We start from the raw sequence: 20,750 nt of genomic DNA on the forward strand, positions 1-20,750 counted from the left end.
TGTTTGTCTGTTGTTTTTGAGATCGGTCTTTTATCCTGCATTACGGTACTTCAATACGATTTTATAGTGAAAAAAAAGACTACGTTTTAGGAAAAGACGATGTCGTCCATATCAAGGTAGCCCGCGTGATCGATGACCACATCCGGCGCTCCCGCTTTCAGCACCTCCCGCACGTCGTGAGGGATTCCCATTTTCTCCATGGTCGCGGCGTCCACCACGACTCGAACCGTCTCCGCCGAAGCGATCACCGCGTCGGACCCCGCGATGCGGAACTCCGTGGTGATGGTGACCGAGCTGCGACCGAGTTGCTTGACCGCGACCGACACCTCCAAAACCTCGTCGTACCTGGCCGGAGCGTGCCATTTCATCTCCTGCTTCACCACCTTGTAGTCGAGGTCACCGTGCAAGAGATCCCGGCCCGGCAGGGCCCGTAAGAACTCGGTGGTGGCGACGCTGACGTAGTTTCCGTAGTTGGCGTTGTACACGACCTTCTGAGCATCGCACTCGTAGTAGCGCACCCTCATGTAGTAGCGGAAACTGTCAGTCATCGGAAACCTCGCTCTCGTCTACAAATTATCAGAACAACGTTTCAGTGGTTAAATTGGTATCACTATACCAAATTAGTGTCAAGATATTTTTAGCCTGCCGCTGCTATTTTTTTCCGGCACTTGCCATGTCCCGGCATTTATGGTACTAAATTACCACTTTACCAATCCTGCACCTTGGCAGGCACCTCATCCATGATCGCGCCGCCCGGTATATCGGCGCGATCACAAGCGAGAAAACATGGACCAGCAGATAAGCATCGAAGATGCCGTGCAGGGCGACCTGGAGGCGGTCATTGCCCTTGACCGCGCAGGGTTGAAGGAAGACAAGATCGGCTACTGGCGCGGCGTGTTCCAGCGCTACGTCGAAAGCGGCCGCGATGACCGGGTGTTCTTGGTGGCCAAGCAGGGGGGTACCCCCGTCGGGTTCATCATCGGCGAGGTCCGCGCCTGGGAGTTCGGCTCCCCTCCATGCGGCTGGGTCTTCGCGCTCACCGTTTCCCCTTCCGTCCGCGAAGGGGGCATCGGCAAGCGGATGTTCGACGAGATATGCCAGAGGCTCAAAAAGGCCGGGGTTTCCACGGTCCGGACCATGGTGGACATCGACAGCAAGCTCACCCTCTCCTTCTTCCGCGGCATGGGGATGCGCACCGGCCGCTACATCGAACTGGAAAAGCAAATCGACTGAGGGTGCAGACGGCCCACTGGAGCGAACAAACATGAAGCTGAACAAGGCAAGCCTCTTCGGGCTGATCTCCGTGCTGGAACTGGCAAGCGAGCCGGAGCGCCAGCTTTCCACCGCAGACATCGCCGACAAATACGGCATTTCCTCGCACCACCTGGCCAAGGTGATGCGCAACCTGGTGCATGAGGGAGTGGTGCAGGCTATGCGCGGCGTCGGCGGCGGCTACCGCTTCGCCGGTAACGTGAACCGCACCACGCTGCTCGACATCATAAAACTCTTCGAGACGATGGAATCCGACCTCGACATGCCGCACTGGAACAAGGCCGCCGATCCCGTCGTCGAGGAGTTGCAGGCGATCACCAACGAGATCGACACGGTGACCCGCGCCATCCTCGACACCATCACCCTCGCCACCGCCCTCAAGAACACCCGCCTGCGCGCCGAGCTCGCCTCACAGAAGGAAGTTTCCAAAGGCTGAGCACACCCGGCCGCCTGCAAAAGAGCCAGTTGCAGCGCCCCTCGCTCTAACCACCGACGCCCCCTCCCATGTCCCCTCGCCCTCCGGGAGAGGGTCAGGGTGAGGGCGTCGGCAGTGGCAATTCCTCACTTCGTGGCAGCGCCCTCACCCGCCCTCCGGGTACCCTCTCCCGGAGGGAGAGGGGATCCTTCACTGATGTCGCCCTGAGAGGGGGATTCTAGATCCTGTTCATCCTCCGCGCCGCCTCCATCAACTCGCCGCGGAAATCCGGGTGTGCCACGTTGATGAGGTTCATCGCGCGCTGCTTGGCGGTCTGCCCGCGCAGCTTCGCCACGCCGAACTCCGTAACCACGTGGTCCACGTCGTTTTTGCTCGTCGTGACGGATGAACCCGGCGTGAGGGTCGGCACGATGCAGGAGACGGTCCCCTTCTTCGCGGTCGACGCCGTCGCTATGAATGCCTTTCCTCCGCGGGAGCGGTTCGCGCCGCGCGCGAAGTCCGCCTGCCCGCCGGTCCCGCTCCACTGCAGGTGCCCGAACGACTCGGAACAACACTGCCCCAAAAGGTCGACCTGGATGGTCGCGTTGATCGCCACCACGTTGTCGATGGAACCGATCACGGCCGGGTCGTTCACGTAGTCGACCGGATGCATCTCAATCATCGGGTTCTCGTTCATGAAATCGAAGAGGCGCTTCGTGCCGAGGGCGAAGGTGGCGAGCGCCTTGCCGCGATGGATGTTCTTCCTGGAGTTGTTGACCGCGCCGGAGAGCATCAAGTCGACGATGCCGTCCGACATGAGCTCGGTGTGGATCCCCAGGTCCTTCTTGTGCAGGAGCGCCCTTGTCACGGCGTTGGGGATGCCGCCCCAACCGAGCTGCAGGCAGGAGCCGTCCGGGATCATCTCCGCGAGATACCCGCCGATCGCCTCCTCCACCGGGGAGACCTCGGGGATCTGCAGCTCCTTCAGAGGCTCGTCGCACTCGATGATGTGATCCACCTCGGAGATGTGGATGTGGCAGTTGCCGTGGGTGCGGGGGGCATGCGGATTCACCTGCACCACCACCTTCTCGGCCTTCTTCACCGCCTCCATGGTGTACCCCACCGAGAGACTGCAGGTGAAGTAACCGAACTCGTCCATCGGCGAGACGACGGTACCGGCCACGTCCACCGGCCAGTATTCCCTCAGAAGCTTCGGAACCTCGTGGAAGTGGTTCGGCACGAAGTCCGCCCACCCCTTCTGCACCGCCTCACGCGAGACGTGGCTGGTGAACCAGGCGTTCACCTTGATATGCGGCACCGAATCCTCCGTGAAGTAGTCGGGACAGAGATGATGCTGCTGGTTCACCACCACCCCCTCGAGCTCGCGCTTGCGCGCCGCAAGCGCCTTCACGAAAAGGGTCGGCTCCCCCACGCCGAGCGGGAAGCAAAGGTGATCTCCTGATCTCACGACCGAGGCTGCCTCAGCGGGCGTACAACGTTTCTGCCGGTATTCCTGCTCAAAACTGCTTTTTGCCAGAGCGATACTCTTCACGGGTGGTACCTCCATCCTTTAGGGTTGACGTCCTGACGACAGGCTCGTGTTTGTGACGGAGATATAGCAACGTGAGTACCAAAAATCCGGTTTTCCTGACAAAAGCCAATTTTTTTGCGCAAGTCCGCAATAAACAACAAAACAGTGTTCGTATATTTCCACAACACTGCTCAAACGACGCGAAGCGACCTGTCAACGGATGTTGACAGCATCCGGCGACACTGTGAAATTTATCCTTTCATTTCAACCCTTTGAAACCATATACACGGCGCATCCCGCCGTTATCCAAATTGTTTACACAAAGGCGGCTAACCTTCACGTAAACAAAAAACGTCCTACAGAACGGCCGTAAGGGAAGAAAAACAGCCTATATCAAAACGAGGTTATTGGATTGCCGGGGGATTGGTGCGGGTAAAAAAGGGAGGAAGCGGCGTCGGAAGGCGGCAGCCCGGCTAGAGGTCTTCGCCCGGGTCGGCGCCGTATTTGTGCAGTTTCTTGTAGAGCCACTGGCGGGAAATACCCAGGAGATCGGCGGCTTGAAGCTTGTTGCCGCGGGTCGTCTGTAGAGCCGCCTCCAGGAGAAGTTTCTCGAACTCGTCGATGATCTCGGGAAGCGGCGCCGAGCCCAACCTCTGACGAATGTACCCGCCGATGTCCTGGGCGGCGGAAGCTTCTATCCCGGATTCCGTGTGCATCCGGGCCAGCTGTTCCGGGAGATGATCGCGCAGGATAAGGGGACCGGTGACGAGGTTGAAGGCGCTTTCCATGACGTTGCGCAGCTCCCTCACGTTGCCGGGCCAGTCGTAGCGCATGATGATTTCCCGCGCCTCGAGGCTCAGCCCCTGCACCTCCAGCCCGAACTCCTCGTTGAACTGCCGGATGAAGTTGACGGTGAGGGGGCGGATGTCCTCCTTGCGCTCCCTAAGCGACGGGATACTGAGCGTGACCACCTTCAGGCGGTAGTAGAGGTCCTGCCGGAACTTCCCCTCCCGCACCAGGCACTCCAGGTTGCAGTTGGTTGCGGCGACCACCCTCACGTCGACCATCTTTGGGGTGCCCCCGCCGAGCGGGGTCAGTTCCCGCTCCTGCAGGACGCGCAGCATCTTCGCCTGCATGTAAAGCGGCATGTCGCCGATCTCGTCCAGGAAGATCGTCCCGAGGTGCGCCTGCTCGAACTTGCCCAGCTGACCGCCTTTTCTGGCGCCGGTGAAGGCCCCCTCCGAGTAGCCGAACAGTTCGGATTCGAGGAGGTGCTCGGGAATCGCGGCGCAGTTCACCTTGACGAACTGGGCGTAGCGCCGGTTGCTCGCGGCATGTATCGCGTGCGCGAAGAGCTCCTTGCCGGTGCCGCTCTCCCCCAGCAAGAGGACGTTGGAATTCTTCCCCGCCACGCGCAGCAGGGACTCCTTGAGGTCGAGAATCTTTTTGCTCTGGCCGACGATGCTGTTCACGTCGTAACGCGAACTGGTTTCTTTTCTGGTCACGCTACCGGCCAGGGCGCGTGTCTCCGGGGCCGTCTGCAGCCGGTTGGCGATCAGGGTGATCTCGCGGATGTCCTTGAAGAGGATCTTGCCGATCCCCCCCACCACCTTCCCGTCCTTCTGAATGGGATAGAGGGAGGCGTACACCTGTTTGCCGTTCAGGTAGTGCGTGATGCCGATCTGCGGAGAGGCGGTCTCCATAACGCCGGGAAGGCGCGACGGTTGGGAATTGGGATAGGCTTCGTCGAGGTGCTTGCCGATCATGGCGTGGGGGGTGGAGTCGAGGAGTTCTGCGAAGGCCTGGTTGACCATGACGATGATGCCTGCACGGTCGCAGATGACGATCCCGTCGTAGTTGAGGTCCAGGTAGGCGCCCGCCGACTGGAGCAACTCCTTCAGGTCCACCCGGGAGTCGTGAGCCTCCGGCAAAACCCGCTGCAGCGAGAGTACCCCACCGACCACCTGCTCGGACTCGACAGTCGGTAGGTAGTCGCAAATAATCCGGCGCCCTTGGACCGCGATCGGTTGCCCGTTGAAGACGGTGCCGCTCTTCATGAGGGTGCCGAGATCCGCCAGATCGGCGATCTCGTCCAGCCTACGCCCGAGCAGAGTTTCGGGTGCGGCGCCGAGCATGGCACCGGCGGCCTCGTCCAGCGATACGACGCAGAGCTGTGCATCCAGATGCAGGATCCCCGAGGGGCTCCAGTCGTCAGCGGCGTTACCTGCAGCCGGGCCGGCTATGTCGATGGCCTGGTCCATATTCCCTTTTCCCGCTTATGCCAAAGGGCAAGAAGAGCCGGCCGGAACGGTGCGAAAATCCCGACCGCACGGCAAGGCGACGCATTGTGTATACGAAATATCACATACCTATGTCAACCTTCTTGACGAAAAGGGTCAGGCAGCCCCCACCAGATCCAACCGGTCCGGGTGGGAATAGGCCTCGAAGCGGTCGGCCTTGACGTAGCCGATAACGGTGACCCCGGCCTCCTCGGCCATCCGGACCGCCGTCGATGTCGGCGAGGTGCGGGAGGCCACGAGACCGATGCCGAGAAGCGCCGCCTTCGCCACAAGCTCTGATGAGATCCGCCCGGAGGTGACGAGCATCATGCCGCAGAGATCGATCCCCTTTAAAAGCGCCTCTCCTGCGATCCGGTCGATGGTGTTGTGACGCCCGAGGTCCTCGGAGAATAGGGTCACGCTCCCGTCCCCCACCGCGGCCGAATGTATGCCGCCGTGGCTTTGGTAGGCGCCTGCTTTTTGCGCCAGGGCGTCCATCATGGCGAAGACCGCCGCGGGACGGTAGCACTTCCCGGCGCTCCCTTCGGCGTTCACCTGGCGCGCCTTCGGGATGGTGAAGCTGATCCCGGTCCCGCATCCAGAGGTGAGGACCGGCTTGAGGCTCTCCGGAAGTTCCCCGCGGATCTCGACTTTCGCCATGCCGAAATCGCTGCATACCGAGAGGAGATGAAAATCCTCCACCGCATGAACGAGTCCCTGCATGCGAAGAAATCCCGCCACCAGGAAACGGAGGTCGTGCGGAGAGGCGATCAGCGTCGCGAGTTCCCTTCCGTTCACGTTGAGGACGACCGGGACCTCCTCGACCACCTCCCGCTCCCGCGCCGACAACGTCCCCTTCTCATACCTGTAGACCCACGTCATGGCTCCTCCGCTGCAGTCGTTGCTCGCATCCCGATCATCTTCAGCCGCCTATGGCGGACATGTGGAAGGAAACGGGAGGGAAAGCGCGGCCTCCCCTCATCTCGTGCCCCGCAGGCTTTGCCTGCACGATGTTCCGTATCTCCTGCCTGAGCAAGGCGTCGGTTCCGCTCGCCAGGGCGGGTCTCAAGTCGACCCCTTCCCCCGAGAAAAGGCAGCCCCGCGCCACTCCCGACGCGGTCACCCTCAGCCGGTTGCAGCCGTCGCAGAAGTGTCCGGTCACGGCCGAGATGATCCCGAGGGTACCCGATGCTCCGCGCACCCGGAAATTGCTCGCCGGGCCGGAGTGCTCGGTCGGCTCAACTTTCTCGATCAGGTGGCGCTGCGCGATCCGCTCCAGTACCTCGGAGCCGGGGATGGAAAGGACGCGCCAGTTGCCGGAGTGGCCGGTCGGCATGTACTCGATGAACCTGACGTTGTAGGCCCGCTCCCGGGTCAGCTCGACGAAGTCCATGATTTCGTTGTCGTTGACGCCCCGCATCAGTACCACGTTGATCTTGTGCGGCGGGAAGCCCGCCTTCTCCGCCGCCTCGATGCCGGAAAGTGCGTCGGAGAGACGACCGCCGCGGGTGATCCTCGCGTAGGTTTCGGGCTTCAAGGAGTCGAGGCTTATGTTGAGCCGCTGCACTCCCGCCTCTCTCAGTCCCTCGGCCATCCCGCCAAGGTAGGTGCCGTTTGTGGTCAGCACCAGCTCCTTCAGATCGGGGAGTCGGGAAAGTTTCGAGAGGAAGGGAAGGATCCCCTTGCGCACCAGCGGTTCGCCGCCGGTCACCCGTATCTTCCGGATTCCGGCGAGAACCGCCTGTTCCGAGATCCTCAGGAGGTCCTCGAAGGAGAGGATCCCGTCTTGCGGGAGCAGTTGCACCCCCTTGGCAGGCATGCAGTAGCGGCAGCGCAGGTTGCAGCGGTCCGTCACCGAGAGCCGGAGATAGTTGATGCGCCTGCCGTAGGAATCGATCAGAGACATGCCGTGCTCCTTGTAGCCGCTATTCCTGCCGCTTATGCCGCCACTCCTCCCCCAGGAGGGGGGAGGTCCGGAGGGGGGAAGCCGGTGTGAGAGGCTGCGCCCCCCCTCCCTGACCCTCCCCCTCCTGGGGAGGGGATCCACCGCTACTCCGGCCACTACCCCTCCAGGGGAGGGGATTACAACTTGAGGATGCGGGCCGCGTTCCCTCCGAGGATGGCGTCGACGCCTTCGGGAGGGAGCGGCAACTCCGCGATCGCATCCATGTTGTGACGGATGCGCGGCATGCCTGGCCAGTCGCTGCCGAAGATGGTCTTGTCCGTGTTGCGCGCTAACTCGGGGAAGTAGGTCAAAAGCTTCGCCGGGGGAAGCCCGGAGAGCTCCATGTAGACGTTTTTGTGCAGCTTGGAGAGGAAGAAGGCGCGGTCGTACCAGAAGCCGCGTCCGGAATGGGCCATGACCAAGGGAAGCTCCGGGAAGTCGACCGCGACGTCGTCCAGGTGCAACGGGTTCGCGTACTTGAGCCGCGTCTGCTTGAAGACGGAGGAGCCGGTATGGATCAGGACGGGGATGCCGAGTTCCTGCGCGACCTGGTACAGCGGGTACATCCTCGGCTCGTTCAGGTAGTAGTGCTGGTAACTGGGATAGAGCTTGATGCCGCGGAAGCCCTCATCCTCCACCTTGCGGCGCAGCTCTCCCCCCAGGTCGGTATGCAGGTAGGGGTTCAGGTCGCAAAAGGGAATCAGCCTCTTCCTGCCGCGGCAGAATTCGCGCACCTGGTCGTTACTGCAGACACCGGTGGTGATCGGGTTCAGCTCGGCGAGGAGGCAGGCGTAATCCACACCCTCCTCCTCGAGGAGCGCCTCGAAGGCGCCGGGGTCGCTGTAGCGGGCGACGTACCCCTCGTATCCCCACGGGTGCGACGGCCGCATCCAGTCCACCACCCAGGGGTGCAAGGAGACGTCGTAGGAGGCGAGGTGCACGTGAAAGTCGATCCTCAAAGGCCGCGGTTTCTGTTCCCCTGGCGCGGTCATGGCTTCCTCCTTACCTTCAGACCCGTTCCACGATGGTGGCGATCCCCTGCCCGAGGCCGATGCAGAGCGAGGCGATGCCGTAGCGTGCGCCGCGCCTTCTCATCTCGTGCACGAGCGTCGCGGTGATGCGCGCGCCGGTGGAGCCGAGCGGATGGCCGATGGCGATGGAGCCGCCGTTCACGTTGACCTTTTCCGGGTCGATGCCGAGCTCCCTCATGCACGGGATAGCCTGGGCGGCGAACGCCTCGTTCAGCTCGAAGAGATCGATGTCGTCGATGGTGAGCCCGGCGCGCTCGAGCGCCTTCCGGATGGCGGGGATGGGACCTAACCCCATGTAGGAGGGGTCGCAGCCCGCCACGGCGCTCGCCACCACCCGGACCATCGGGCGGTAACCCAGAGCCCTAGCGCGTTCCGCTTCCATGAGAAGCACGGCGGCGGCCCCATCGTTGATGCCGCTCGAATTGCCCGCGGTGACGGTGCCATCCTTTTTGAAGGCGGCGGAGAGCTTCCCGAGCTGTTCGATGGTCGCGTCCGGGCGCGGGAACTCGTCCCGGTCCACGATGATGGGATCACCCTTTCTCTGCGGGACGGGAACCGGCACCAGCTCGTCGGCGAACTTCCCGGCCGCCTGCGCCGCGCTCCACTTTCGCTGCGTCGCCAGGGCGAACTCGTCCTGCTCCAGCCGGGTGATGCCGTAGCGCTGGGCCACGTTCTCCGCGGTGTCCCCCATCCCCTCCTTCGCGTACGGCTCGGTCATCCTGGGATTGGTGAAGCGCCAACCGATGGTCGAGTCGAAGATCTTCATGTCGCGGGAGAACGGCGAATCGGCCTTGGCGAAGACGAAGGGGGCGCGGGTCATGGACTCGACGCCTCCGGCGATGAAGACGTCCCCCTCCCCCGCCTTGATGGCGAGCGCCGCCGCGTTGACCGCGTTCAGTCCCGACCCGCAGAGGCGGTTCACGGTCTGGCCGCCCACGCTGTGCGGCAGCCCAGCGAGGAGCGCGGCCATGCGTGCCACGTTTCGGTTGTCCTCGCCCGCCTGGTTGGTGCAGCCGAGGATCACGTCCTCGATGAGGGAGGCGTCGAGCCTGTTGCGCTCCACCAGTTCCGAGATGCACAGCGCCGCCAAGTCGTCAGGCCTCACCTTTCCCAAAGCGCCGCCGAATTTCCCCACCGGCGTCCGCACCGCATCGATAATCACCGCTTCACGCACATGAACCTCCATGCCCCCTGGAGTTTCTCCGGCAGGGCTAGCTTTTAATCCGCCTCTTCTTTCAAGTTACCGATCAGGTCCCGCAAGCCCCATCGCGCCACCGCCGTCCATCCCCTCTCCCCCTGGGAGAGGGTGCCCGAAGGGCGGGCTTGCCCCCCGTAGCTTTTTCACTGCGAAGGGCGGGTGAGGGCGTTGCCCAAAGCAACATTCTGCTACCTTGCGACGCCCTCACCCCTGCCCCTCTCCCGGAGGGAGAGGGGGGTGGACGACTAGATGTACTGCCCGGAATCCACCCTTATCACCTCGCCGGTTATCTTTCCGGCCGCGTCGGAGAGGAGGAAGGCGACCGCGTTGGCGATGTCCTCCGGTCTCGCGAGATCCGGGAGCAGGCACTCGTTTCTCGCCTTGTCGAGGATCTCCGCGGGGAGGGCGAGCGCCATGTCGGTTAAAACCATCCCCGGCGCCACCGCGTTGACCGTGACCCCCTTCGGCCCGAGTTCGCGGGCGAGGGTCTTGGTGAGCCCGATGAGGCCCGCCTTGGAGGCGGCGTAGTTGGCCTGGCCGAACTTGCCGCGGATGCCGTTAATCGAGGTGATGTTCACGATGCGGCCGTACCCCGCGTCCCTCATGCCGGGAGCGAAGGCCCTGACCACGTTGAAGGCGCCGGTCAGGTTGACCCCGAGCACCGACTGCCACTCGTCGTCGGACATCTTTAGGACGCTGCGGTCGCGGGTGATGCCCGCGTTGTTGACCAGAAGGGTCACCTGTTCCGGGATGGTGGCGACGGCGGCCGAGACGCTCGCGGGGTCGGTGATGTCGACCTTGTGGAACTGGTAGTCGCCTCCCGCTTCCCCCTCGGCCACGTCGAACACGTGCACCTTCGCGCCGTGCGCGAGGAGCGTGCGGGTGATGGAAAGTCCCAGTCCGCGCGCGCCACCGGTCACCACCGCGGTCCGTCCCTCGAAATTCAGAAAGCTGCTCATGTCGCCCCCTATAAAGAAGTAGGATCCCCCCCACCACACCAGTGTTCCCTCGAAGGGGCCAAGCGCGGCGCTACGTCCCCCCTTTTGCGAAGGGGGAGCCTGCCCCCCGTAGCCTTGGCGAAGGGGGGACAGGGGGGATTTGATTTTGTCGTGCTTTCTACCACCGGCCCACCTGTGCACGAATAAGAAATCCGCGCCGCGTCTGCCCCTCCTGCTTGAGTTGCAGGAACAGGCAAATCCCCTCTGTCCCCCCTTCGCAAAGGGGGGAACGCGAGTTCACCTGCGGCGCTTCGTGGAGACAGTTGTCGCCGTTCCCCGGAATTTCCTGAAGAACCTTCGCAAAGGGGGAACGTTAGGGCTCATGCAGCGCTTCGTGGCCACAAAGTGGACATTTTGGACTCAGGGGGATTGCCGCCTGTCCGAGAGAACGGCAATCCCCCCTCCCCCCTTGCGGGGGGTGAGTACGTTATCGCACGGCTAACGGTCGAGCCAGGTCGGCTGACGTTTCTCGACGAAAGCCATGAGCCCTTCGACCGAGTCGTGCGTCTTCATCATTTCTTCCAGGTAGAGCTTCTCTACGAACTCGATCTTCGCCCTGACCCGCTGCGCGAACTGGGTGCGGGCGGCCTTGACGGCGAAGCGCAGGGTGCTCGCGCTCACGGGTGCCAAGTGCTTGTCGAAGTAGTCGTAGGCCGCCTGGTCCGGGTCCTCCGCGACCACCGAGACGAGACCCATGAGGAGCGCCTCCTCGGCGCTCACGCTGCGACCGGAGAAGAGGAGATCCTCAGCCTGTGCCTGCCCGATCCGCTCCGGCAACAGGCAGGAGGCGGCAGGTGCGAAGACGGCAAGCTTGATCTCGGGCTGCCCCAGCTGGGCATTCGGGGCGGCGAAGATGAAGTTCCCCGCCGCGACCACCTCGAGCCCCCCTCCCAGGCACTGGCCGCGCACCGCGACCAAGACCGGAACCGGGCTCTCGACAAGCCTCAAGACGAGCGCGTGCAGCGATTTGAGCATCTGCGCACAGGAGTCGGGCATGTGCTCGTCGACGCTCGCCCCGAAGCTGAAGTGCGGCCCCTCGGCCGTGAGGAGCACGGCTCTAAGTTCCGGACGGACTAAGTGCTCGTCGAGAGCGGCCTGCAACGCGGCTATCATGGCCGCGTCGACGATGTTCGCCTTGGGACGCGCAAGGGTGAGTTTCAGCAGACGACCGTCGCGCTCGAGGCTCACCTTGAGCGGCGAGGCGGCCTGCGCCGTCGCGTTCTGTGCAGCAGCGGCCTCGCTCATCACGCACCTCCCTGCGCGCCCGGAACCAGGATGGCGCGCCTTGTGAGCTTGTGGGCGTGGGCCGAGGCGAAGACCTCGTTGATGTTGTCCAAGGGGTGCTTCTCGATGAAGGGGCCGAGGTTGACCTTGCCGTCGAGAACGAGGTCGAGCGCCGCCGGGTAGAGCTCGGTCAGGCATCCCCAGTTCCCGAGCGCCCGTGCATGGAAGGCCATCAGGTTCGAGAGGCGCAGTTCGATCTTGTCCATGGTGAAGCCGACCACGGAGAGGGTGGCGCCGTAGGTGAGCAGGCCGAAGGCGGTATCCTGGCCGGGAGCGGTCCCCGAGCATTCGAAGATCTTCCAGCAGGTCTCCTTGAGCCCCTTCTCTTTCACAAAGGAGTTGATCGCCTTCTTGAGCTCCTTACCCTGGATTTCGCGGGAGTTCAGGGTGAGCGCCGCGCCGTGCTTGGCCATGTTGTCCAGCTTCACCTGGTCGACGTCGATGGCGATGACGGTAGCGCCCAAAGCGTTGGCCACTTGGACCGCGTAGCCACCCACCCCGCCGATGCCGATGACGATGGCGACGTCACCGGGCTGCACCTCGGCCTGGACCGCGGCCTGGTACGGCGTAGTCACCGCGTCGGCCACGACGGAGATGTCGGCGAGGTTGAGGCCTGCCGCCGCGAGGCGTTTCTCGTCCACCGGGCAGAGCGTCTTCGCCGGGACCACGATGTGCGAGGCGAACCCGCCGTGGATGTCGTTGCCCGGCATCTGCTGGGCGCGGCAGATGGTGCCGTGGCTCGATAGACAGAGGTCGCATTCGCCGCAAGGCATGACCGCCGGGATCAGGACGGCCTTACCCGCCCAGGCGCCCGCCCCCTCCCCGGTCGCCACCACGCGGCCGCTGATCTCATGCCCCAGCGTGAGCGGAGCGGGATGGTTGAAACGGACGCCGCTGTAATAGAACCCGAGATCGGTGTGACAGACGCCGCAACCGGCGACCTCGACCACGACCTCGCCTGCTCCCGGGGTCGGGGTGAATTCGCTCTTCGCCATAGGTTCACCAACGGCCGTCATGGACCAGCGATACGCTTGCTTGGACATAAAACCTCCTCCTTAGTTAGTAGCCGCCCGAGCAACACCCAAACAGCAAAACTTTGTTTTGTGTAAACAGGTACCACAATACCATTTTAGGTGTCAAGCGCATTTCTTTAAAAAAACATCCGCCTGCACCATCAAGAAGGGGAAAGGTATTAAATAAAGGATATTTCTAGATTAGAGGTGGATTTGAGGACTAACGTGAGAAGAATGCTACGGGGGCTGAGACGGCGTGGCACAAATGAGTAACGGCGTTATTTCCGGTATCCGGCAGGGCGTCGAACTCACAAAGGCTTGTTTCGCTCGCCCTACCGGATGAAGGAAGTACTTACCCGCTTAGCTTATTTCCGGTCGAGCGCCACGCGCACCTCCGGGTGAAGCTTGTCGAGACAGCTCTGGCAGATGCCGTGGGAGAAATCGATCCCGACGTATGCGTTGAAATATTCTTCTACGCTGTGCCAGTAGTCCTGATCGTCACGGATCTTCTTGCAGTGCATGCAGATCGGGATGATGTTCTTCAGCATGGTGAACTCACTGATGTCTTCAAGCATAAGAAGAACCAGTTTCTCGCCGTTCAGCTCAACGGGGCTGGTCGTTATCAGCAGTTCCAGCTCTTTTTTGCAGTCGCCGACTTGGATCTCGAACTTGGTCCTGCTCTTTGAAACGGTCTGGCCGCCGAAACTAAGCTCAACCGAGTTTCTGACCACGCAGCTCTTGCAGATCGGCGCCCTTCCGCATCCCTCCGGAACGTCGTGGGAATGCAGACAGTGAAAAACCTCTCCTCCGCGCTTGTTGTAGATTGCGTCTTTGTCGAGACCGAAGGTAGTTGCCGCCGTCTTGTTCAGATCGCGTATCCTGACGTCTTCGTCCACCACAAAAATTATGAGCGGTATCGAGTTAAGCACTGACAAACAGCAGGCGCTTATGTTTTCCATGGCTTCTCCTTTGACGCCTGGAAGCCTGTGGCTCCTCTACGGCATGCGTGGCTTCGGGCTCATGGATATCGCACGTAACCCGCCATGTGTCAATGCTTTACAGCATCCTCGACCACCAAAACTGTTTTCCGGCTCACCTTCGTGGGACCGCGGGGAGGAAGGCATGAAAAAATACCGCCGTCTAGGACATGGCTGGTGCCGTGACAAGATACGATGCCCGGGGCTCTACCGTCTCCTCCAACGCCCTGTAATCATTGTCCCGTTGCCCGATCCGGAAGCGGCTCACTACAAGCTTCAGTTCTTCGGCGATCGCATGCATATGCGCTGCGGCGTTGGCGAATTCCTGGGCTCCGGCGCCGCTTTCTCTGATGACGCCGGTGACGTGACCGATGTTCTCGGTCACCGCATGCACCGACAGGCTCTGCTCCTCTGCGGCCGTGGCGATCTGGCTCACTTCTCCGGATATCGTTTCGATGGTCGCCGTGACGGCATTCAAGGCCTCCCCCGTGGAAAAGGCCTTGGCGACGCCGCGCTCGGCCTCGCCGACTCCTTTTTCCATGGCATCCATGGCGCGCCGCGTCTCCCGCTGAATCGCCTTTATCATCTCGGAGATCTCGCGCGTGGCTGCCGTGGTGCGCGAAGCTAGGGCGCGGACATGGTCGGCGACCACCGCGAATCCCCTCCCCTGCTCTCCCGCGCGGGCGGCCTCGATGGCAGCGTTCAGCGCCAGCAGGTTGGTCTGGTCCGCGATGTCGTTGATGGTGTCGGTGATCTCGCCTATCTGCAGGGAGCGTCTGCCGAGTTCCGCAACGACGAGTGAGGTTTCCCGGGAATGCTCCCCTATCGCCTGCATGGTCTCGATGGTTTCCCCCATGACAACGCGGGCCGATTCCACGGCGCGATTGGCGATGGTGACGTTGTCGGCGGCAACCGAGCAGTTCCGGGCGATTTCGGATGCCGTGCCGTTGATTTCGACGCTCGAACCGGCCACCAGATCTATTTCCTTGCCGGCCAGCTCGGCGCGCTGCACCATCACCGCGGATCTCCCGCTCAATGTGCCGGAGGCGCTGGAAAGGCTCTGCGCTTCAGTGGCGATGCAGGAAACGACGGAGTGCAGCGTCTGCGCCATGTGGTTCACGTGGCAGGACAGGAGGTGCAGTTCGTTGCGGGAGCCTTCTTCCGCGTGCGCCGCGTCGACACAAACGGTGAGATCCCCCGAGGCGATCTCGGCGACCTTCCCGCCGACGACGGCGAGAGGTGCGGTGATGCTGCGGGATAAGAAATACCCCGCGACAAGTGCGGCCGCCGCTCCCAGCGAGAGAAAGAACGCGCTCACCCCGAGTGCCAGCCGCGCCATCCGGTCGTTGTCGGCGAAACTCTTTTGCGCCTGTGTCCGGTTCAGGGCGACCACCGCGGCGATCCCCTGATCGACCCTCGCGATGACGTCTCCCCCCTGGTTGCGCATGATGTTGATCGCTTCCTCCCGGCGTCCGTCGGCGGCGAGGTCGACGATCTTGCCCCTGAAGAAGCCGTACAGCTTGAGGTCCTCGGCGATGCTCTTTTGCAGCTCACTCCCCTGCGGGGTGCGGTTCGAGGCGAAGAACTCCGCCAGCCCCTGCTCCACTTTTTGCGTGCAGCGGTTCAGCTGTTCCCGGTGCTCCTGCCGCTCCTGTTCGGAAGGGTCCATGATGATGTCCCGAAGCAGGTACAGGGAGGTCTGGTAGTCCCTGACCAGCTCCGGGAGTTTGCTCAGGGGAACCAGATTCCCGGCGTACATCCTTTCGGCGCGCGCCCCGACCTCGTAGATGCTCCCGGCCGCCACCATGCCGCTCACCCCGCAAAGGCCCGCCACCAGCAAAAAGCCGGCGAGAATCTTCCTTCCCAGCGGAAGTCCCGCGTACCAATGCACGGTCACCCCTTTTCTGCCCGCCCCGATCGCGCCGCTCAAAGACAGCTTTCTCATAGCAACTCCAACCCTCTCCGCCCTCTCGTGGCCATCACAGGCTCCGGTCTGCCGGAAGACGGGAAGCTCTTGTGGCAGGCCGCGCAGCAGACTTCCTTCTCACTCACTCTCACCCAGGGCGTCACGTTCTTCGTGTCGCACCAGTCGCAGTACCAGATGTAACGATCACCCACCGGCATAAGATCCATGTTTTAGCTCCTTCTCTTTGTCGTCTTTTTTTGAAGCCAAGGGTAGCGCCGGTATGTTGCAGCTCTGTTGCAGTCACGTTAATTCGATCAGAAGATTTTGAGCCGGGCCTTGACAGCAGCGCAGGCGATCCGGTTTTAACGCTTTCTTAATGCCTACGGGGCTGTTTTTGACGCCGTCTTAAGGTTTGGAAGACTATCTTTGACAGTGAGGTAAACTGAAAGGCTGTAGTGGAGAGAGATAATGAACAACTACGGATGGATGCAAACCATCGTCTTTTTCGCGGTACTCCTGGCGGCGGTCAAACCGTTCGGGGCCTACCTCGCCCGGGTGTTCCGCGGCGAGCGGACCTTCCTGTCGCCTCTGCTCGTCCCGTGCGAAAACCTCCTGTACCGGGTGTGCGGCGTGGACAGGGACGAGGAGATGCCCTGGCGGCGTTACGCGCTGTCGCTTATCCTTTTCAACCTGGCGGGTGGCGCAGTACTCTTCGCCATCATGCTTTTGCAGGGCGCACTGCCCTATAACCCGCAAAAGCTCGCGTCCTTTCCCTGGCAACTCGCGTTGAACTCCGCGGTGAGCTTCATGACCAACACCAACTGGCAGGCCTACTCGGGTGAGACGTCGGCCAGCTACTTCACCCAGATGTTCGGCTTCACGGTGCACAACTTCCTGTCCGCCGCAACCGGGATAGTGGTGGCCATCGCGACGATACGCGGTTTCGTGAGGCACAGAACCGACCTCATCGGCAACTTCCACGTCGATCTCACCCGGTGCATCCTCTACGTGCTCCTCCCGGTCTCGCTGCTCGTCGCGCCGCTCCTGGTTTCCCAGGGGGTGATCCAGAACTTGAGCCCCTACAAAAAGGTGCCTCTGGTCCAGCCGCTCACTTACGAAAAGGCGAAGGTGGACGACGGGGGCAACGCAGTGCGTGACGCGCATGGTAACGCAGTCACCGAAAGGGTTACCGTGCGGGAGGTGACGGTACCGATGGGCCCTGTGGCCTCGCAGGAGGTGATCAAGGAGCTCGGCACCAACGGGGGCGGCTTCTTCAACGCAAACTCGGCACACCCCTACGAGAACCCGACGCCGTTCACCAACCTGATCGAGGCCTTCCTGATGCTGCTGATCGGCGCCTCGCTCACCTACACCTTCGGCGAAATGGCGGGGAACACGCGCCAGGGGTGGGCCATCCTCGCGGTGATGCTCGCCATCCTGGTTCTTGCCGTCGGGATCAACTACGCGGCCGAGTCCGCGGGGAACCCGCTCGTTGCGAAGCTAGGCGTGCACCAGGTCAACCTGGAGGGCAAGGAAACGCGCTTCGGCCTGGCCGGGACCGCTCTCTTCAGCAGCGCCACCACAGGCACCTCCTGCGGCGCGGTGAACGCCATGCACGACTCGATGACCCCGCTTGGCGGCATGGTCCCCCTGTCGCTCATCCTCCTCTCCGAGGTGGTGGTCGGCGGCGTGGGAACCGGGCTTTACACCATGATCGCCTTCGTGGTGATCGCGGTATTCGTGGCCGGCCTCATGATCGGGCGCACCCCGGAGTTTCTGGGGAAGAAGATCGAGGTGCGCGAGATGTGGATGTCGATCGTGACCGTGATGACCTCCGGCGTCCTGGTGCTCTTCTTCACGACCCTGGCCCTTTGGACCCCTCAAGCGATCGCCTCCATGGCGAACCCGGGCGCCCACGGCCTTTCCGAGATCCTTTACGCCTTCGCCTCCATGTCCAACAACAACGGCAGCGCCTTCGCAGGTCTCGCCGCGAACACGCTCTTTTACAACCTGACCGGCTCCCTCGCCATGTTAGTCGGGCGCTTCGCCCCCATCGTCGCTTCGCTCGCCATGGCGGGGTCGCTCGCCGGGAAGAAGTACGTCCCGCCGAGCCTCGGGACGCTCCCGACGGACAAGGTCCCCTTCGCCCTCTGGCTCTCCCTGGTCATCCTCGTCGTCGGCGCGCTCACCTTCTTCCCCGCCTTGAGCCTTGGGCCCATCGTCGAGCACGTGACCATGCTGGGAGGTAAATAGCCATGTCCAAACACGCACCGGCACCGGTTTCCATGTTCGACCCGCGCATACTGAAACCCGCGCTCGTCGAGTCCTTCAGAAAGCTCGATCCCCGCGCGCTCTGGCGCAACCCGGTCATGTTCAGCGTGGAGCTGGCAAGCGTCGTCACCCTCTGCACCTTCGCCATGTCCCTCGCGGGCAAAAACGGCGAGCCCGCCTGGTTCACCGGCCTCGTCTCTCTCTTTCTCTGGCTCACCGTGACCTTCTCGACCTTCGCCGAGTCCCTCGCCGAGGGGCGCGGCAAGGCGCGCGCGGCATCCCTCCGTAAAAGCCGCACCGAGGTGACGGCGAAGCGTCTCAGGCGCCCGGAGCTGGACGCCCCCTACGACACGGTCCCGGCGGAGGCGCTCAGAAAGGACGACTACATCCTGGTCGAGGCGCACGAGATGATCGCCGGCGACGGGGACGTGGTGGCCGGGGCGGCCCTCGTGAACGAGGCGGCGGTGACCGGGGAGTCGGCCCCGGTGGTGCGCGAATCCGGCGGCGATCGGAGTGCCGTCACCGGCGGGACCGAGGTGATCGCGAACAACATCGTGGTGCGCATCACCGCGAACCCCGGCGAGACCTTCCTGGACCGGATGATCTCGCTCATCGAGGGGGCGAAAAGGAGGAAGACGCCGAACGAGATCGCGCTCGAGGTGCTCCTCATCGCGCTCACCCTGGTCTTTTTCCTGGTCTGCGTGAACATCCGTCCGCTCTCGCTCTACAGCGCGGGGGCCGCGGGGCATGGCGCGCCGGTCTCCCTCACCGTGCTCGTCGCCCTCTTCGTCTGCCTGGCCCCCACCACCATCGCCGCCCTCCTCCCCGCGATCGGCATAGCGGGGATGGACCGGCTCTTCCAGAAAAACGTCATCGCCCTCTCCGGGCGCGCCATCGAGGCGGCCGGGGACGTGAGCGTGCTCCTCCTCGACAAGACCGGCACCATAACGCTCGGCAACCGCGAGGCGGTGGAATTCGTGCCGGTAGGCGGCCACACGGAAACGGAGGTGGCGCAGGCGGCGCTCATGGCCTCGCTCTCCGACGAGACCCCGGAGGGGCGCAGCATCGTCGCCCTCGCCCGGGAAAAGCACGGCCTTAGTGCCGAGCTCCCGGCCGACGGCAGGAGCGTCCCCTTCTCCGCCGAGACCCGTCTCTCGGGGCTGGACACGGCGGGAGTGAAGTACAGAAAGGGCGCTTCGGACTCGGCGATCGCCTTCGTCAGTAGCCTCGGCGCTTCCGGCGTTCCGGCGGACCTCCCGGTCCTGGTGGACCGCATCGCCCGCGCCGGGGCGACGCCGCTCGTGGTGTCGCGCGACGCCGACGTGATCGGGGTGATCAACCTGAAGGACATCATCAAGGGGGGGATCCAGGAGCGCTTCCAGCAGCTGCGCAGCATGGGAATCAAGACGGTGATGATCACCGGGGACAACCAGCTCACCGCAGCCGCCATCGCCGCCGAGGCACAGGTGGACGACTTCCTCGCGCAGGCCAAACCGGAGGACAAGCTCCGCCTGATCAGAGAGCACCAGGAGGCGGGCTTCATGGTGGCTATGACCGGAGACGGCACCAACGACGCACCGGCCCTCGCGCAGGCGGACGTGGCGGTCGCGATGAACACGGGTACGCAGCCCGCGCGTGAGGCGGCCAACATCATCGACCTCGACTCGAACCCGACGAAGCTTTTGGACATCGTCGAGGTGGGGAAGCAGATCCTGATGACCCGCGGCAACCTGACCACCTTCTCGATCTCCAACGACGTCGCCAAGTACTTCGCCATCGTCCCCGCGATGCTCCTCTCCATCTACCCGCAGCTGGGGGTGCTGAACGTGATGCGGCTCGAGAGCCCGCTCTCCGCGATCCTCTCGGCGGTCATCTTCAACGCCCTGATCATCCCGTTCCTCGTGCCGCTGGCACTCAAGGGGACGAAGTTTCGCCCCATGCCCGCCGAGAGGCTTTTGATCCGCAACCTGCTCGTTTTCGGCGTCGGCGGGGTCGTCGCCCCCTTCGTCGGCATCAAGCTGATCGACATCCTGGTCGGGATGATGCTATAGGAGAACCAACATGAAAGACATGCGCCCGACGCTTATGCTGTTCATCGCCTTTACCCTCATTTTGGGCGGCGCCTACCCGCTCATCGTGACCGGCATCGCGGAGCTCGCCTTCCCGAGCCAGGCAAGCGGCAGTTTCGTCGCCGATGCCGGGGGAGTAAGCGCAGGTTCCCGGCTGATCGGCCAGCACTTCACCGGGGCGAAATACTTCTGGCCCCGCCCCTCGGCGACGGAGGACTTCCCCTACAACCCGATGGCCTCGGGGGGCTCCAACGCGGGCCCCACCAACCCCGATTACCTGAAGACGGTGGCGCAAAGGGTACGGGCCTACCGGGAAAGCGGCGTGACGCATACGCTCCCCTCCGAGCTGGTGCAGGCCTCCGCGAGCGGCCTCGACCCGGACATCTCGCCGCAGGGGGCCGCCATCCAGGCGGAGCGGGTGGCGCGGGCGCGCGGGATGAAGACGGCCGACCTGGGGCGCCTGATCGCCGCACACACGCAGGGGCGGCAGCTCGGGTTCATCGGTGAGCCGCGGGTGAACGTGCTGGAACTTAACCTCGCCCTTGACGCGATGAAGTAGGA

General features: G+C 63.0%; 18 protein-coding genes. 5 read left to right on the plus strand and 13 right to left on the minus strand.

The genetic code is table 11. The features are described 5' to 3' along the window. Positions 1 to 86: 86 nt before the first annotated feature. On the minus strand, positions 87 to 548 hold the full coding sequence (locus D6Z24_RS07770) for an acyl-CoA thioesterase (RefSeq protein ID WP_129125990.1): 462 nt from the start codon (positions 546 to 548) through the stop codon (positions 87 to 89). A 238-nt stretch (positions 549 to 786) separates the two neighbouring features. Between D6Z24_RS07770 and D6Z24_RS07775 the strand changes: the two genes are divergently transcribed. Together D6Z24_RS07775 and D6Z24_RS07780 are read left to right on the plus strand one after the other, a co-directional pair. Next, positions 787 to 1,233: a GNAT family N-acetyltransferase gene (locus tag D6Z24_RS07775; protein WP_129125991.1), complete on the plus strand. Its 447-nt coding sequence runs from the start codon at positions 787 to 789 to the stop codon at positions 1,231 to 1,233. A gap of 31 nt (positions 1,234 to 1,264) precedes the next feature. Then, positions 1,265 to 1,708: an Rrf2 family transcriptional regulator gene (locus tag D6Z24_RS07780; RefSeq protein WP_129125992.1), complete on the plus strand. Its 444-nt coding sequence runs from the start codon at positions 1,265 to 1,267 to the stop codon at positions 1,706 to 1,708. Positions 1,709 to 1,925: 217 nt separating this feature from the next. Here D6Z24_RS07780 and D6Z24_RS07785 read toward each other — a convergent pair whose 3' ends face one another. From D6Z24_RS07785 to D6Z24_RS07840, 12 genes are all read right to left on the minus strand, one after another. Then, on the minus strand, positions 1,926 to 3,254 hold the full coding sequence (locus D6Z24_RS07785) for an acetyl-CoA hydrolase/transferase family protein (protein ID WP_407925410.1): 1,329 nt from the start codon (positions 3,252 to 3,254) through the stop codon (positions 1,926 to 1,928). Positions 3,255 to 3,691: 437 nt separating this feature from the next. Then, positions 3,692 to 5,479, minus strand: coding sequence for a sigma 54-interacting transcriptional regulator (locus D6Z24_RS07790; protein WP_129125994.1), 1,788 nt, complete (start codon positions 5,477 to 5,479; stop codon positions 3,692 to 3,694). 135 nt (positions 5,480 to 5,614) lie between these two features. After that, complete coding sequence (fdhD, locus tag D6Z24_RS07795) at positions 5,615 to 6,379, minus strand: formate dehydrogenase accessory sulfurtransferase FdhD (protein WP_129125995.1); 765 nt, start codon at positions 6,377 to 6,379, stop codon at positions 5,615 to 5,617. A 40-nt stretch (positions 6,380 to 6,419) separates the two neighbouring features. Continuing rightward, complete coding sequence (gene moaA / locus D6Z24_RS07800; protein ID WP_129125996.1) at positions 6,420 to 7,403, minus strand: GTP 3',8-cyclase MoaA; 984 nt, start codon at positions 7,401 to 7,403, stop codon at positions 6,420 to 6,422. Between the two features lie 176 nt (positions 7,404 to 7,579). Continuing rightward, a complete protein-coding gene (locus tag D6Z24_RS07805) occupies positions 7,580 to 8,434 on the minus strand; it encodes an amidohydrolase family protein (RefSeq protein ID WP_129125997.1) in 855 nt (284 codons plus the stop codon). A gap of 16 nt (positions 8,435 to 8,450) precedes the next feature. Then, positions 8,451 to 9,647: a thiolase family protein gene (locus tag D6Z24_RS07810; RefSeq protein ID WP_129125998.1), complete on the minus strand. Its 1,197-nt coding sequence runs from the start codon at positions 9,645 to 9,647 to the stop codon at positions 8,451 to 8,453. A 269-nt stretch (positions 9,648 to 9,916) separates the two neighbouring features. Beyond that, positions 9,917 to 10,630, minus strand: a complete 714-nt coding sequence (gene fabG / locus D6Z24_RS07815) for a 3-oxoacyl-ACP reductase FabG (RefSeq protein WP_129125999.1) — start codon at positions 10,628 to 10,630, stop codon at positions 9,917 to 9,919. 477 nt (positions 10,631 to 11,107) lie between these two features. Then, a complete protein-coding gene (locus D6Z24_RS07820) occupies positions 11,108 to 11,914 on the minus strand; it encodes a cyclohexa-1,5-dienecarbonyl-CoA hydratase (protein ID WP_129126000.1) in 807 nt (268 codons plus the stop codon). Further along, positions 11,914 to 12,996, minus strand: coding sequence for a 6-hydroxycyclohex-1-ene-1-carbonyl-CoA dehydrogenase (gene had, locus D6Z24_RS07825; RefSeq protein ID WP_129126001.1), 1,083 nt, complete (start codon positions 12,994 to 12,996; stop codon positions 11,914 to 11,916). The genes D6Z24_RS07820 and had overlap by 1 nt, the downstream gene beginning before the upstream one ends. A gap of 335 nt (positions 12,997 to 13,331) precedes the next feature. After that, positions 13,332 to 13,925, minus strand: a complete 594-nt coding sequence (locus tag D6Z24_RS07830; protein ID WP_129126002.1) for a PAS domain-containing protein — start codon at positions 13,923 to 13,925, stop codon at positions 13,332 to 13,334. A gap of 181 nt (positions 13,926 to 14,106) precedes the next feature. Beyond that, positions 14,107 to 15,888 carry a HAMP domain-containing methyl-accepting chemotaxis protein gene (locus tag D6Z24_RS07835; protein WP_129126003.1) on the minus strand — a complete coding sequence of 594 codons (1,782 nt, stop codon included), beginning with the start codon at positions 15,886 to 15,888 and terminating at the stop codon, positions 14,107 to 14,109. Further along, on the minus strand, positions 15,885 to 16,076 hold the full coding sequence (locus tag D6Z24_RS07840; RefSeq protein ID WP_129126004.1) for a hypothetical protein: 192 nt from the start codon (positions 16,074 to 16,076) through the stop codon (positions 15,885 to 15,887). Before D6Z24_RS07840 ends, D6Z24_RS07835 begins: the two co-directional genes overlap by 4 nt. Positions 16,077 to 16,317: 241 nt before the next feature. Between D6Z24_RS07840 and kdpA the strand changes: the two genes are divergently transcribed. Genes kdpA through kdpC form a run of 3 tightly spaced genes read left to right on the plus strand, consistent with a single transcriptional unit; the run spans position 16,318 to position 20,748 of the window. Beyond that, complete coding sequence (kdpA, locus tag D6Z24_RS07845) at positions 16,318 to 18,102, plus strand: potassium-transporting ATPase subunit KdpA (RefSeq protein ID WP_129126005.1); 1,785 nt, start codon at positions 16,318 to 16,320, stop codon at positions 18,100 to 18,102. A 2-nt stretch (positions 18,103 to 18,104) separates the two neighbouring features. Beyond that, on the plus strand, positions 18,105 to 20,171 hold the full coding sequence (kdpB, locus tag D6Z24_RS07850; RefSeq protein ID WP_129126006.1) for a potassium-transporting ATPase subunit KdpB: 2,067 nt from the start codon (positions 18,105 to 18,107) through the stop codon (positions 20,169 to 20,171). 10 nt (positions 20,172 to 20,181) lie between these two features. Then, positions 20,182 to 20,748, plus strand: coding sequence for a potassium-transporting ATPase subunit KdpC (gene kdpC, locus D6Z24_RS07855; RefSeq protein WP_129126007.1), 567 nt, complete (start codon positions 20,182 to 20,184; stop codon positions 20,746 to 20,748). Positions 20,749 to 20,750 lie beyond the last annotated feature (2 nt).

The organism is Geomonas oryzae (assembly GCF_004117875.1).
Classification (GTDB): domain Bacteria; phylum Desulfobacterota; class Desulfuromonadia; order Geobacterales; family Geobacteraceae; genus Geomonas; species Geomonas oryzae.